Source organism: Planctomonas sp. JC2975 (genome assembly GCF_012985205.1).
Classification (GTDB): Bacteria; Actinomycetota; Actinomycetes; order Actinomycetales; family Microbacteriaceae; genus Humibacter.
The window spans coordinates 19,452-34,402 of record NZ_JABEKS010000003.1 but is presented as its reverse complement, the minus strand read 5'-3'; the positions used below and the strand labels follow the sequence as shown (position 1 = coordinate 34,402).

General features: G+C 67.4%; 10 protein-coding genes. 5 read left to right on the top strand and 5 right to left on the bottom strand.

The window, feature by feature from the left end:
- Positions 1-343: 343 nt before the first annotated feature.
- Positions 344-1,360 (bottom strand): LacI family DNA-binding transcriptional regulator, encoded by a 1,017-nt coding sequence (locus tag HII28_RS16250; RefSeq protein WP_170026917.1) that lies wholly within the window; start codon positions 1,358-1,360, stop codon positions 344-346.
- A gap of 72 nt (positions 1,361-1,432) precedes the next feature.
- Complete coding sequence (locus tag HII28_RS16245) at positions 1,433-3,151, bottom strand: glycoside hydrolase family 13 protein (RefSeq protein WP_170027215.1); 1,719 nt, start codon at positions 3,149-3,151, stop codon at positions 1,433-1,435.
- 490 nt (positions 3,152-3,641) lie between these two features.
- On the opposite strand from HII28_RS16245, the gene HII28_RS16240 reads away from it, so the two are divergent.
- The 3 genes from HII28_RS16240 to HII28_RS16230 all read left to right on the top strand — a co-directional run bounded on the left by HII28_RS16240 (position 3,642) and on the right by HII28_RS16230 (position 7,726).
- Positions 3,642-4,910: a maltose ABC transporter substrate-binding protein gene (locus HII28_RS16240; protein WP_170026916.1), complete on the top strand. Its 1,269-nt coding sequence runs from the start codon at positions 3,642-3,644 to the stop codon at positions 4,908-4,910.
- A gap of 156 nt (positions 4,911-5,066) precedes the next feature.
- Entirely contained in the window at positions 5,067-6,740 is a 1,674-nt protein-coding gene (locus HII28_RS16235; RefSeq protein ID WP_170026915.1) for an ABC transporter permease subunit, read from the top strand.
- Positions 6,740-7,726, top strand: coding sequence for a sugar ABC transporter permease (locus HII28_RS16230; RefSeq protein WP_170026914.1), 987 nt, complete (start codon positions 6,740-6,742; stop codon positions 7,724-7,726). The genes HII28_RS16235 and HII28_RS16230 overlap by 1 nt, the downstream gene beginning before the upstream one ends.
- A gap of 50 nt (positions 7,727-7,776) precedes the next feature.
- Here HII28_RS16230 and HII28_RS16225 read toward each other — a convergent pair whose 3' ends face one another.
- Both HII28_RS16225 and HII28_RS16220 read right to left on the bottom strand, forming a co-directional pair.
- The gene (locus tag HII28_RS16225; RefSeq protein ID WP_170026913.1) at positions 7,777-9,384 is read right to left on the bottom strand and encodes a glycoside hydrolase family 43 protein; all 1,608 of its coding nucleotides are present in this window, start codon (positions 9,382-9,384) and stop codon (positions 7,777-7,779) included.
- Entirely contained in the window at positions 9,381-10,697 is a 1,317-nt protein-coding gene (locus tag HII28_RS16220; RefSeq protein ID WP_170026912.1) for an extracellular solute-binding protein, read from the bottom strand. The genes HII28_RS16225 and HII28_RS16220 overlap by 4 nt, the downstream gene beginning before the upstream one ends.
- Before the next feature lie 192 nt (positions 10,698-10,889).
- Here HII28_RS16220 and HII28_RS16215 point away from each other — a divergent pair, with 192 nt between their 5' ends.
- Together HII28_RS16215 and HII28_RS16210 are read left to right on the top strand one after the other, a co-directional pair.
- Positions 10,890-11,936, top strand: a complete 1,047-nt coding sequence (locus HII28_RS16215; protein ID WP_170026911.1) for a LacI family DNA-binding transcriptional regulator — start codon at positions 10,890-10,892, stop codon at positions 11,934-11,936.
- 19 nt (positions 11,937-11,955) lie between these two features.
- Complete coding sequence (locus tag HII28_RS16210; RefSeq protein ID WP_170026910.1) at positions 11,956-13,866, top strand: glycoside hydrolase family 13 protein; 1,911 nt, start codon at positions 11,956-11,958, stop codon at positions 13,864-13,866.
- Between the two features lie 134 nt (positions 13,867-14,000).
- Here HII28_RS16210 and HII28_RS16205 read toward each other — a convergent pair whose 3' ends face one another.
- A complete protein-coding gene (locus tag HII28_RS16205) occupies positions 14,001-14,918 on the bottom strand; it encodes an arylamine N-acetyltransferase (RefSeq protein WP_170026909.1) in 918 nt (305 codons plus the stop codon).
- Between the last annotated feature and the right edge of the window lie 33 nt (positions 14,919-14,951).

Sequence of the window (14,951 nt, the reverse complement as noted above, 5' to 3'; positions counted from 1 at the left end):
TGCCCGTTCCACCCCCGAGGGTGCCCGTTTTCCCACCGAGGGTGCTCGTTCCTCTCCGCGAGCGTGCTGGTCCTTCCGTCCGAGAGTGCGCCTTCGTGCCCCGAAGTGCGGGAGCGCACGGTCGGTGGCAGAACGGGCACTCTCGGGAGGTGAAGTGGGCACCCTCGGCAGGTGAAATGGGCACCTTCGGGAGGTGCGACGGGCACCCTCGGGAGGTGGAACGGGCACCTTCGGGGGGTGAAACGGGCACCCTCGGGAGGTGAAACGGGCACTCTCGGGAGGTGGAACGGGCACTCTCGGGAGGTGAAACGGGCACCCTCGGGAGGAGGGGTGGGGCGGGGTGCTACTCGGTGGGGCGCGCCGTGCTCGAGCGCACCACGAGCTGGTACGGGAGCTCGGTGGTGAAGGCGTCCGTGGCATCGGGATCCGGGTTGAGCTCGCCCATCAGCACGTCGACGGCCATCTCGCCCTGCTGCCGCGGGAACTGCGCTACGGTGGTCAGCCCGAAGAAGTCGGAGAGCTCGTGGTCGTCGATGCCGACGACGGAGATGTCCCGGGGAACGGCGAGCCCGAGGTCGCGTGCGGCGAGCAGGCATCCGATCGCCATCTCGTCGGATGCCGCGAAGATCGCGGTCGGCCTGTCGTACGGCCGCCCCACAAGCTGCTTGCCCGCTTCGTAACCACCGTTGATGGTGAAGTCTGCAGGCTGGTAAAGATCGTCGCGGATCGGCAGCCCCGCCTCGTGCATCGCACGCTCGAATCCTCGGCGACGGGTGGAGCCGAGGTGGAAATCGAGGTCGAACTCGACACCGCCTCCGACGTGTGCGATCTGCGTGTGCCCCAGTGAGATGAGGTGCTCGGTGGCCAGCTGGGCGACGGCGAGGTCGTCGAGGGTGAGGGTGCGCACGCCGGGGATCGGGCCGCCGATACCGACTATCGGCTTGGAGATGGCGAGCATACGGCTCACCTCCTCGTCGGTGAGCTCGAGCGCGACGGCGATGACGGCGTCGACTCGCTTGCGCAGCAGGAAGTGCTCGAACACGCTGCGCCGCAGCACGTCCCCACCGCTGAGGTTGTAGAGCGTGAGGTCGTATCCCTTGCGCAACAGCGCGGCTTCAGCGCCCTCCACCACCGACGAGAAGAACCATCGGGAGAGGAACGGCACCACGACGCCCACGTTGCGGGTGCGCCCGGATGCCAGGCTCGACGCATTCGACGACACGACGTATCCGAGCTGTGCCGCCGCCGACCGCACGCGCTCGCGCGTCGTGGGGGAGACCGGCCCGTTGCCGCTCAGCGCGCGGGATACCGTCGCCGTCGACACCCCCGCCAGACGCGCGACCTCTTCGATGCCTGCCATCGCCTCACCTGCACCCGCGCCGGTGCGACCGCCGCGTCCCTGCCGTCATGGTACCGGCGACCCGAGCGATTCTCAGGACAGCACCCAGACGGCCGTGTCGGCAGGGAGCAGCCCGTCGACCGGCGCGCTGCTGACGATGACCTCGCCCGCCGGGAGCGGGACCGATGCCCGGCCCAGGTTCGCGACGACGGTGACCTTGCCGTTGCGGAAGGCCACGACATCCGCTCCGTACTCCTTCGACCATTCGAGCGTGCCCCAGCCGAGGCCGCGTCCCTCGCGCTCGGCCAGGAGGAGCTTGTAGAGCGAGAGCGTGGAGTCCGGATCCGCGTCCTCGACATCGCGCGCGAGTGTCGCCCATTCGGACGGCTGAGGCAGCCAGCTCGCACCCGAATCGCTGAAGCCGTGGGACGCGCCGGCCGCCGTCCACGGGATCGGGACGCGGCATCCGTCCCGTCCGTAACGCTCGCCGTTCGTGCGGAACCACGTCGGATCCTGCCGCGCGGAGTCCGGAAGGTCGACGACCTCCGGCAGACCGAGCTCCTCGCCCTGGTACAGATACGCCGAGCCGGGCAGCGCCAGCATGAGCGTCGTCGCGGCACGAGCACGCCGCAGCCCTGCCGCGGCGTCGACGCTCACGGGCGACTTCGGCCCGAGGCCGTGTCCCTGAGGGTTGTCACCCGAGACGCCGAGTCGGGTCGCGTGCCGCACCACATCGTGGTTGGACAGCACCCAGGTGCTCGGCGCGCCGACACCGTTGAACGCTGCGAGCGACTCGGTGATCACCGTGCGCAGCGCATCAGCGCTCCAGGGCGTTTCGAGGTACGAGAAGTTGAACGTCTGCTGCATCTCGTCCGGCCGCACGTAGCGTGCGAGCTTCGACGGCGGGTCGACCCAGGCCTCGCCGCACAGCGCGCGGTCGCCGTCGTACTCGGCGAGCACCTTATGCCAGTCGCGGAAGATGTCGTGTCCGCCCTCCTGCGCCCAGTACGGCAGGCTCGGCGGCTCGTCGCTGATCTCCGGCTCGAGGGCGAGGGATCCGCCGGCGCCGCCCATCGATCCTGCCGCCTCGTCGGGCGTGGCATCCGGAAGGCCAGCTGCCTTCACCATGCCGTGGGCGACGTCGATGCGGAATCCGTCGACACCGCGGTCGAGCCAGAACCGCAGGATGCCGCGGAACTGCTCCCACACCCACTGGTTGTCCCAGTTGAGGTCGGGCTGCGAGGTGTCGAAGAGGTGCAGGTACCACTGCCCCGGTGTGCCGTCGGGATTCGTGGTGCGAGTCCAGGCCGGACCGCCGAACACGGACTCCCAGTTGTTCGGGGGCAGTTCGCCGTTCTCGCCCTTGCCGTCGCGGAACCAGTAGTGGTTACGGGCTTCGCTGCCCTCCGCGGATGCCAGTGCCTCCGTGAACCACGCGTGATCCGACGACGTGTGGTTCGGAACCAGGTCGACGATGACCCTCATGCCGAGCGAATGCGCCGTCGCCAGCATGCGGTCGAAGTCGCCGAGCGTGCCGAAAAGCGGATCCACGTCGCGGTAGTCGGCCACGTCGTATCCGGCGTCGCGTTGCGGCGAGGTCATGAACGGTGACAGCCAGATGGCGTCGACACCGAGATCCTGCAGCTCGGGCAGGTGGGCCGTGATGCCGGGCAGATCTCCGACGCCGTCGCCGTTCGAGTCCGCGAACGAGCGCGGATACACCTGGTAGATGACGGCCGTCCGCCACCACTCACCACCGGAGCCGGCGTGCGACGGTGCAGCCGCCGTGGAGGATTCGGACGACGACTGCAACGTCGTGCCCGCGGCGGTCGCCTGGCCGGAAGGATTCGGCTCCGCGGCCGTGCCTGTCGAGGGAATCGTGTCCACGTTCACAGTCCTTGTTCGAATCGTTACATGCACGTGCAGCTCAATGCTCTCGCATACTGCACGAAATCGGGTGCCACTGTAGGGCAATTCTGCAAGCGCTTGCAACGTGGCAGCACTGCTTTGGGCCGTCCAGCATCCGATCCGTCGGCTCACACCGGTCGACGAATGCGCTCCCACTGCATCCCGCTGGAGGACAGGGATGCGAGCCGACACGACGGCACGGTCGCCGAGAATACGCCTCTGCGGAGGCTGCGGAATCCACTTCCACGATTTCGGCCACGATTTGATAACGCGGTTTGGTGGAGCTGCAAGCGTTTGCTATGAATGGAAGCGCTTGCATCCCCCCGGGAGAACGGCCTCCCGCAATTCTGTTCTGCGACGGCCGACTCCTGCCTCACAACAGAAAGGCACACCAATGACGGTGACCCCCAGCAGTGCGTTCACGCGGCGCACCTTCTTCGGGCTGGCCGGAGCCGGGTTGACGACCGTGGCTCTCGCGGCTTGTTCCTCCCCGAGCGGGAGCGGTTCAGGTGCGGCGTCGTCGAACCAGACGATCACCATCTGGCTCGACACCCAGCGCGCCCCGGCGATCAAGCCGATCGCCGAGAAGTTCAAGAAGGACACCGGCATCACGGTGAAGCTCGTGGTGAAGGACTTCGCGAACGTCGACAAGGACTTCATCAGCCAGGTTCCCACCGGCAAGGGTCCCGACATGATCGTGAGCCCGCACGACAAGCTCGGCTCGTACGTGCAGAACGGCGTCGTGTCGCCGCTGCAGCTCGGCGACAAGTCCGGCGACTACGCCGACGTCGCGATCCAGGCGGTCACCTACGACGGCCAGGTCTACGGCCTCCCGTACTCGATCGAGAACGTGGCGCTGCTGCGCAACACGGCCCTCGTTCCCGATGTCTCCAGCACCTTCGACGAGGTGGTCTCCAAGGGCAAGGCGGCTCAGGCGGCCAACGCGGGCACGGTGAAGTACCCGTTCCTGCTCGGCCTCGACCCCAAGCAGGGCGACCCGTACCACATGTACCCGCTGCAGACCTCGTTCGGATCCTCGGTCTTCGCGCAGAAGTCCGACGGCACCTACGACGCGACCAAGCTCACCCTCGGCGACGAGGCGGGCCTGAAGTTCGCCGCCGCCATCAAGGACTGGGGCCAGCAGGGCATCCTCAACGCGAACATCACCGGTGACATCGCGCTCGACGCCTTCGACAAGGGTCAGTCCGCCTACTACCTGACCGGACCGTGGAACGTGCCCGCCATCAAGAAGGCCGGTATCAAGTACGCGATCGACCCGCTGCCCTCCGCCGGCGGCGAGCAGGCCAAGCCGTTCCTCGGCGTGAACGCGTTCTTCATCAGCGCGAAGAGCAAGAACAAGGTCGCCGCGACGAAGTTCCTCGTCGAATACCTCGGCACGGACTCCGCTCAGGAGGCGCTGTACAAGGTCGGCGGTCGTCCGCCGGCGCTGAAGACCGCTTACGCGACGGTCGCGAAGAGCGACCCGGACATCAAGTCCTTCGGCGACATCGGCCTGAACGGCGTTCCGATGCCGGCGATCCCGCAGATGGCGTCCGTGTGGGCGGACTGGGGCTCGGCGGAGCTGCAGCTCATCAAGGGTCAGGGCGATCCGACGACGGTGTGGAACACGGCCGTCAGCAACATCGAATCCAAGATCAAGTAATCCATCTCGCCGGTTGAGCAGCGCGCTGGAGCTGAAAGCGGAGGCCATTTCTGGCCTCCGCCGCGACGCCAGCGCCGACCGCCGTCTCGGCGGTCGGTCACACACGTGTCCGCGTACGCGCTGCTCGACCGGCGGTTCGCACGGCAGAGGACTGATATGGCTGACGACGACGTGAGCACGCTGGAAGCGGCACGTCCAGAAGAGGATGCCGTGGCATCCGTTCCGCAGAGGCGCCCCAGAGGCAATCGGAACAGGGACACACGACGGACCCAGTCCCGGGTGATCGCAGGCGGGAGCGGCATCGGCGGCCTGATCGCCAAGATCGTGCTGCTCGGACTCCTCGACGCGATCGCGGTCTGGGCCGTCTTCGTGATGGCCGGCTTGTCGATGTGGATCCCGATCTCGATCGTCGTGGTCATCACCGGCGCCATCAACTGGATCTACCTCGGCCGCGGCAAGCGACTGCCGGCGAAATACCTCACACCCGGCGTGATCTTCCTGCTGGTGTTCCAGGTGTTCGTCGTGCTGTACAGCGGCTACATCGCCTTCACGAACTACAGCGACGGGCACAACGGCAGCAAGGCGGATGCCATCGCCTCCATCAGCGCGAACGGGCTGAAGCGCATCCCGAACTCGCCCGCGTATCCGGTGAACATCGTGGAGCGGGGCAGCCAGCTCTACCTGCTGACGACGGATCCGAAGGACGGCGCTGCGCTCCTGGGCACGACGGGGCATCCGCTCGAGGTCGTCAAGAACGCCACGTTCGACGGCGACAAGGCGGTGAAGGCTCCCGGATACCGCACCCTGAACCTCTCAGAGGTGCTCACCCGTCAGGACGAGGTCACGTCGCTCTCGGTGCCCGTCAGCTCCGACCCCAACAAGGGGGCGCTGCGCACCGACGACGCGAGCACGGCCTACGTCTTCAAGTCCGACCTGATCTACAGCCAGAAGGACGACACCTTCACCAACGCGTCCGGGACCGTGTTCGTCGACAACGGACACGGCGAGTTCGCTACGAAGGACGGGTCCAAAGCCCTCAGCCCAGGCTGGAAGATCGACGTCGGCTTCGCCAACTTCGCACGGGCGTTCACCGACCCGCAGCTGGCGGGACCGCTATGGCGGGTGATTCTGTGGACCTTCGCGTTCGCCATCCTGTCCGTGCTCACCACGTTCGGTCTCGGACTCTTCCTGGCGATGGTGCTGAACCATCCGAAGCTGCGCGGAAAGAAGGTCTACCGCGTGCTGGTCATCCTGCCGTACGCGTTCCCCGCCTTCCTCTCCGGGCTCGTCTGGGCCGGCCTGATGAACCCGGAGTTCGGGTTCATCAACCAGGTGCTGTTCGGCGGGGCGCAGATACCGTGGCTCACGGATCCATGGCTCGCGAGGTTCAGCGTCACCTTCGTGAACCTCTGGCTCGGCTACCCCTACATGTTCCTGGTCTGCACGGGTGCCCTGCAGTCGCTGCCGGAAGAGGTGGACGAGGCTGCGCGCGTCGACGGCGCCAGCCCATGGCGAGTCTTCCGCTCCATCAAGCTGCCGCTGCTGCTCGTCTCGGTGGCACCGCTGCTGATCGCGTCGTTCGCGTTCAACTTCAACAACTTCAACGTCATCTACATGCTGACGCGCGGCTGGCCGCGGTTCACCGACACCACCCTCGACATCGGGTCTACCGACCTGCTCATCACCATGGTCTACAAGATCGCGTTCGGTCAGGGCGGCGTGCGCGACTACGGCTTGGCGAGCGCGCTGTCCATCCTCATCTTCATCCTGGTCGCGGTGATCTCGATCATCGCCTTCCGTCGCACCAAGGCCCTCGAGGAGATCAACTGATGAGCGCTGCAGGCTCGGTCACAGAAGGAACGACCGTGGGGGCGGATGCCGCGACGCAGGCACCGAGCGGGCCCTCGGGTGGCCGGGCGCCGGCATCCGCGTCGTCGTCCCGCTCACCGCGACGCGCGGGATTCCGCTTCGGACGCTGGTTCGGCGAGACCGGATGGCGGCACCTCGTCGCCATCGTGATGGTCGTCTTCGCCGTCTTCCCCCTTCTCTATGTGCTCTCGGCATCCCTCAATCCGGCTGGGTCGCTGGTGGGTTCCAACGACCTCTTCCAGACCGTCAACGTGCAGAACTACATCGCGCTGTTCCAGAATCCGGATCAGCCGTTCGGCCTGTGGTTCGTGAACACGCTCGTGATCGGAACGGTCACCGCAGTGGCGACGGTGTTCCTCGGCGCGCTCGCCGCATATGCCTTCTCGCGTATGCGCTTCAGCGGGCGACGGATCGGCCTGCTCTCGCTGATGCTGATCCAGATGTTCCCGCAGTTCCTCGCGGTGGTGGCGATCTTCCTGCTGCTGTCGGCGCTCGGGGATGTGTTCCCGGTGCTGGGCCTCGGCAGCCAGCTCGGCCTGATCATGGTCTATCTGGGCGGCGCGCTCGGCGTGAACACCTACCTCATGTACGGGTTCTTCAACACGGTGCCGATGTCGATCGACGAGGCCGCGAAGATCGACGGCGCGAGCCACGCGCAGATCTTCTTCGGGATCATCCTCCGGCTTGTCGCTCCGATCCTCGCCGTGGTCGGACTGCTGTCGTTCATCGCGACGACGGGGGAGTACGTGATCGCGTCGATCGTGCTGACGGATCCCAACACGCAGACCCTCGCGGTGGGCCTCTACCTGTTCGTGTCTCAGCAGTTCTCCAACAACTGGTCCATCTTCTCGGCCGGAGCGGTGCTCGCGGCGCTGCCGGTGATGGTCGTGTTCCTGCTGCTGCAGAAGTACATCGTGGGCGGGCTGACGGCCGGATCGGTGAAGTAACGAGACCGACGGCCCGGCCCCTGAAGGCATCGGATTCCGGGGCTGGGCCGTCAGTCGGTCGATGGTGCCCGCGAGCCCGCGACCGTGCTCGTGCTCTCGAGGTCGAGTCCGAGGTCGAGGTCCGCGCCGAGGTCCGCCTCGATCTGGCCTTCCCCGTCGAGGAGGGACCGGTAGCCGAGGCTCCTCACGCGGGCCTGGGCCCGCAGCGCCGTGCCGCGCACCACGAACGGTCCCCACATCGTTCCCACGAATCCGCCTGCCACTTCCGAGCTCAGCGCCGCGGTGTCAAGGCCGGCCGAGGTGCGACCGTCCACATGGAATCGCACAGCAGAGTCGCGGAGCTCAGCGTCGATGGCGAGCGGATGCCGCGCCTCGCGCGCCCAGCGATCCCGCACCGTGTCGACGCCCCCTCGTCGTTCGATGATGCGCACGACGTCGCCGTGCACCTCGATCCGAATGGAGTGCGCATCGCTCTGGCGCAGCATCAGGCCGACCGCCGCTCCCGCGGCGATGTCGTCGAACGAGACGGACATCCGCGCGGCCCGATGCTGCAGCCGGTGGAACAGGGCAGCAGGCGCAGTGTCATGCCGGTCGGTCGCCCGCGCTGGATCCGTGAGCACGACGCCCTCGGCCGTCTCCTCCGCGAAATCGGCGGCGCGGCGCACGGTGAGCGCCGACCCGATACGGGCCGGATTCTGATTCCACTCGACGGGCCGGTCGCCGACATCGGTGAGCACGCCCGTCTCGCCGTTGATGACGGGCCAGCCGTCCTCCCACGTGACCTCCGCCACGAAGGTCTCGCGTCCCAGGATGTGCCGTCCGTCGTCCGAGCGCACCGCGAGGAGCACGGCGACCCAGGTTCCGTCCGGTCTCTCGACGAGGTCGGCGTGTCCCACGTTCTGCACCGGGTAGCCCCTGCCGAGGTGCCGATGGGTGAAGAGCGGATTGCGCAGATGCTGCTCGTACGGACCGGTGATGGAACGTGACCGCGCGACGACGACGGAGTGGTCGCGGTAGGTGCCGCCTTCCGCGGTCAGGAGGTAGAACCATCCGTCGTGTTCGTACAGGTGCGGGCCCTCGCTCCAGACCGCATTGCGGAGGGCGCCCGTCCAGATGACGCTCTCGTGGCCGACGAGACGACCGGTCTCCAGGTCGAACTCCCGCACCCAGATGGCCGTTCGGCCTGCCTCGGCATCGAGGATGCGCGCGGCGCACCAGTACGCCCGCCCTGCGTGGAAGAACAGGGATGGGTCGAAGCCGTCGGCATCCGCCACCCAGACCGGTGCCGACCACGGTCCGGCCGGATGCCTGGCCGACATGACGAACTGCGTGTCGCCAGCGCGGTCCACCTGCGCCGCAACGAGATAGAAGCGTCCGTCGTGGAATCGCAGGGTCGGCGCGTAGATGCCGCCCGAGTCACGTGCATCCGCGAGGTCGAACTCCTCCGGCCGCAGGATTGCCGAACCGATCGGCCGCCACGTGCGCAGGTCCGTGCTCTCGTGGATCGGGATGCCAGGCACGTATTCGAACGTCGAGTTCGCGAGGTAGTAGCGATCGCCGACGCGGCACAAGGTCGGATCCGGATGGAAGCCCGGCAGTACCGGGTTGACGGGCGCGGGCGCCGTGCCCGCCCTCGTGGCGGAGTCGCCGGCCGTCACTTCTTCAGCTGCGACATGAGCGTCGTCTGAAGCGTGGTCAGCGCTTCCTTCGGCGTCGCCTTCTGCGAGATGATCTGCTGCGCGAACGTTGTCATGGCCGCCGTGCTGTCCACGAGGGACACGTTCGCGAAGAGCGCCGTTCCGCCCGGCGCTGCCCACGTCTTGCAGATCGGCTGCCACACGTCGACGAGCTTCACGGCGTTCGCATTCGCCTTGAACTCGCTCGTCTCGGCGATCGACTTGAGCGGCGGCAGTCCGATGCCGGTGTTCTCGGTCCAGAGCTGCGACATGTGCTTGTAGTAATAGGTGAGGAACGCCTCGGAGCCCTTCTGGCTCGGGGTGTTCTTGTACATCATGATGTTGTTCGGAAAGTAGAGCGCGCCCTTCTTGCCCGAAGCGCTGACGAGCGGATCCCCGAGCACCAGCTCGTTCTGCACAGCACCCGTCACGTTCTGCGGCAGGCCGGGCACGTCGATGCCCATGGCGCACGTGCGCGCGCTCCACTGCTGGTTCGTGTTGGTGCTCGAGTAGCCGAGGTTGCCGGGATCCACGTATCCCTTCTGGATCATCTCGACGACCCAGTCGAGTGCCTCGATGTTGGTCTGAGTCACGCAGTTCGGCTTCTGCTCCTCGTCGAACAACCCGCCGCCGTTGTTGATCATCGCGCCGGTGAGCGTCTGGAAGCTGTTGCCGCCGCTCGTGTTGCTGCTGAGGCTGAATCCGTAGACGCCGATCTTCTTCAGCGCTGCGGCGGCGTCGAGGTAGCTCTGCCAGTCCGTCGGCGCCTCGGTGCCCGCCTTGTCGAGGAGGGTCTTGTTGTACCAGAGGATGCGCATGTCGAGGTTGTAGGGAATGGCGACGTAGCCCTTGTCGGTCTTCATCGCATCCAAAAGGCCGGGCAGGAAGTCGTCGTAGAGCCCGTTGCTCTTCCACTCGGAGAAGAGGTCGTCTGCGTAGGCGATCTTGCCCTCCGCCGCGTACTGGAACGCCTGCGTTCCGCCGCCGGAGCTGACCGCCGGGCCCGTGTTCGAGGCGATCGCCGAGGCGAACGTCTGGGTGAAGTTCGACCACTGGATCTCCTGATACGTGGCAGAGGGGAGTCCGCCCGCCGGCTTGTAGGCCAGGGTGATCTTCTTGTCCAGGGGATTGAACTTCGTGCCGCCCCACGGCATGTTCCAGAACTTCATCGTGCCGGCGCTGCCACCGGTGCCACTCGAACTGCACGCGGCCAGCGCGATCGTCGTGATGCCCGCCCCTGCCATGCCGAGGAAGGCACGCCTGCTGAAGGCGCTCGGTGTCGTCGTCTTTGACATGGTTCCTCCTGGCGGCGCTCGCCGCTCTGCTCGTCGTCGAGTGCGGTCCTCGTATCGGTGGGCCGCAGCATTGCGCAAAGTATTGCGCGATTTTCGGATGTGGTTCGAAACTATGCCTGCACACGACCGGAATATCAAGGAAGTGCGGCGAGCAGTATTTGCGCAAAACGGCGTCGACCATAAGATGACCTCGTGCCTTCCACCCCACGTGCGCCCGCAGAGGGCGGCACCCGTCCCACGCTCGCGGTCGTCGCGCAGCGGGCAGGCACGAGCGTGCCGACGGTGTCGAAGGCATTGCGCGGCGGAACGGACGTCGCTCCCGCGACCCGCGAGCGCATCCTGCGGGTGGCCGCCGAGCTCGGTTACGAACAACCCGTCGCCGGCGGGCTGCAGGGGCATGACGAACAGTCGGCCGGTCTCGTCGACTTCGTGCTGGCGTCCGTTGAGGGATCGTGGGCGAACAGCGCGCTCGGCGGCGTCGAGGCCGCGGCCAGCGCGGCCGACCTCGATGTGGTGATCACTCTCGCGCGCGAGGGAACGGATTGGGTCGACCGCGTGCTGCGGCGCGCATCCTGCGGTGCGGTCCTCGCCGTGATCGCTCCGACACCCGAGCAATGGCGACGGCTCGCCGAGGCCGGGCGGCCCGTCGTGCTGCTCGACCCGATGGCTTCACCGCCGCGGGGCGTCGCGAGCGTTGGCGCCATGAACTGGCAGGGCGGACGCTCTGCCGCGGAACACCTGATCGAGTTGGGTCACCGCAGAATCGCCGTGATCGACGTCTCCGACTCGTACGAGTACAGCCGCGCGCGGCTCGACGGCTTCCGATCCGTGCTCTCCGCAGCCGGACTCGACGTCGCCGAAGCCGACCGCGCGCACGCCGGCTGGAAGCGCGTAGCTGCCAGAGAGGCCGCGCTGCGGATGCTCGCCCGCCCCGACCGTCCGACCGCGGTCTTCGCGTGCACAGAGCCTCTTGCACTCGGCGTCTACGAGGCGGCGGCAGAGCTCGGGCTGTCGATTCCGGCCGACCTCAGCGTCGTCGGGTTCGACGACCTTCCAGAGGCGGGATGGGCCAGCCCCCCGATGACCACCGTGCAGCAGCCCGTCGCCGAGATGGGCGCGGCCGCGCTGCGAATGCTGCTGCGGATCGGCGAACGGCCGGCTGCCGACGGCCACGCACCGCGCGAGGAGCTCGCGACCCGCCTCATCGTGCGTGGATCGACGGGGCCGGCTCCGGCCTGAGTCCCAGTAGCCTCGATCCATGCTGCAACCCCACCACGACGGATCGCCGCTGCACGTCTCCGACTCCGCACCGAAGCTCGGCGAGGTCGTCCGCGTGCGCGTGCGCATCCCGCATGCGTTCGGCCCGGTCGCTGAGGTGCGGACCCGTTCCAATCCGGATCACGAGCCCCGGTTCTCCGACGCCGAGCGGATCGCCTCCGACACCGGATGGGACTGGTGGGAGGCACCGGTGGAGGTGGAGAACCCGGTGCACGGCTACCGCTTCCTCATCACACGAACCGACGGATCGAGCGTGTGGCTGAACGCGACGGGCGTGTGGACGACCGAGACGCTCGACGCCGACGACTTCAGGCTCGTCGCCTACGACGCGCCACCGGAGTGGGTGCGCTCGACGGTGCTCTACCAGCTGTTCCCGGACCGCTTCGCGCGATCCGCAGCAGCCGACGCGCGTCAGACGCCGGACTGGGCGATCCCCGCGGCCTGGGGTGATCCGGTCGACGACGTTCCACCCGGACGATCGCAGCAGTTCTACGGCGGCGACCTCGACGGCGCCGCCCAGCGCCTCGACTATCTGGCCGCACTCGGCGTCACCCTCGTCTACCTCACCCCGGTCTTCCCCGCCCGCTCGAATCACCGCTACGACGCGACATCCTTCACCCGGGTGGATCCCCTTCTCGGCGGAGACGAGGCGCTCGCCCGATTCGTGGCCGAGGCGCACCAGCGCGGGCTGAAGGTCATCGGCGACCTGACCACCAACCACTGCGGAGACGGGCACGAGTGGTTCCAGGCGGCGTACGGGCATCCGGATGCGCCGGAGAGCGACTTCTTCTACTGGCTCGACGACGAGCACACGCAGTACGTCGCGTGGCTCGGCGTGCTGAGCCTGCCGAAGCTGAACTGGGGCTCGCCGGAGCTGCGGCGCCGGTTCATCGAGGGACCGGAATCCGTGGTCGCGCAGTGGCTCAGGCCGCCGTACTCGCTCGACGGATGGCGCATCGACGTTGCCAACATGACCGGACGCTACCGTGACGATGACTTCAACGCCGAGGTGCGGCGGATCATCCGCCGCACGATGCTCGACGTGAACCCGGACACCATCCTGCTCGGCGAGTCCACCAACGACGCGGCACCCGACTTCCAGGGGGACGCCTGGCACGGCGCGATGACGTACGCCAACTTCACGCGGCCGGTCTGGGGCTGGCTCTCCGAGCCAGGCAGCCCGTCGACGTACTTCGGGCAGCCGGTGGGCGTCATCCCTTCTTATACAGGGCGCGAGCTGGCGGATGCGCACACGCGGTTCGCCGCAGCCTTCCCGTGGCGGGTGCGGCTGGGCACCATGAACGCACTCGACACGCACGACGTGCCGCGATTCCGCACGCACGCACGGCCGGGGACAGTCCCTGTGGCGTTCGGGTTGTCGGTGACGATGCCGGGCATCCCGGTGGTGTGGGCGGGCGACGAGCTCGGCCTGAAAGCCGACGACGGCGAAGGCGCGCGGATGCCGATGCCGTGGCACCTGCTCGACCACGGTGCGAATGCCGACGGTGACGACGTCGACCCGGCGACCGGAGCGACGGCGACGGATGCCCGTGCCACGCTCGAGCTCTACACGGAACTGATCGCCTTGCGACGAAACCACGTCGCGCTGAACGACGGCGGATTCCGCTGGCTCCACGTGGGTGACGACGTGCTCGTGTTCGTGCGGGAGCACGCGGACGAGTCCGTGCTGGTCATCGCGTCGCGCGGCGCCGCCGACGTGCGGCTGCCGTACGAGGCGGCATCCGGATGGGATCAGGCACGCGTGGTCGCGGGCGAAGTCGCGCTCGCCGTCGACGCACCCGGAGACGAGGATGAGGGCGGAGTGCGGCTCGTCACGTCCGGTCCGCAGTTCGCCGCGATCGTGCTGCCGGGCCTGAGCGTCGCTGGCTGACCTCGCCGGTCGTGCCTGCGCGATGGCCATCGCCGGTTGAGCTTGTCGAAACCAGGTGACCGCGGGCTTCTACGAGATCAACCCGCAGTCGGCGAACGGATTTCGACAGGCTCGACCAGTGGTGGTGGTGGAGCTCAGACGTCCGCGGCCGCCTGCTGTGCCGCCCGCGCCCGCTGCGACTCCCGCCAGGCCTCTTCCGCACGTTGCATGCGATCGAACAACGCGGCACGATCGTCGTCGCCGATGTCCGACAGGTCCAGTCGGAACACGTCCTCCGCCACGGCGAACCACTCCTCCGCGGACGTCAAGATGCGTTCCGAGCGTCCGTCGGTGTCGTCACGGGTCAACGTGTCGTTGAGGATGAAGTCGGTCCCGAGCGCGTCGCGACGGAAGAGCTCGCAGGTCTGCACGAAGCCGGACTGCGGCGACGTCGAGAGGTCGGCGTGGATTTCGCTGAAGTCCTCCCAATCTGCCGGCGCAAGCGTGAAGTCCATGCTGTGGAAGGTCGTCTGAACGGGATCCGTGAAGAACCGCCAGGCATCCGGGCCGATCTCCGGCAGCGGCTGCAACCGGAAGGTGAACGGGCCCTGTACGTGCACGCCCTCCCGCAACGGAATGGGCTCGTGGTGCGAGTTGGCAAGGCCGACGTCGACGGACCATCGCTCGCCCTCGATCACCACGGTGAGCGCCATATGCGTGCCGTACTCGTCGGGGGTCGCCTTCGCCCCCTCGACGCTGCCGTTGATCTGTCCGCGGTGCAGCGTGACGTCGTACCCGAGGGTGGTCAGCAGCGTGGCGAACGCGTTGTTCAGGTTGAAGCAGTAGCCGCCTCGGCCCGCGAGGATGCGGGTGATGGACTCCTCCGGGCCGATGCCCTGAGGACGTTCGAGCTGGATGTCGATGTTCTCGAAGGCGATGCGCTCGACGTGGGCGCGGTGCAGCCGGCGCAGTGTCTCGAGCGACGGCGCGCCGAGGGATTGCGGGTCGTCGACGCCGAGCTTGGTCAGATAGGCCGCGACCCACGCGGGGCGGCCGGCCGATTCCGTGATCATGGCCCAGAAAGACTAGCGTCTCCGTCATCCGCG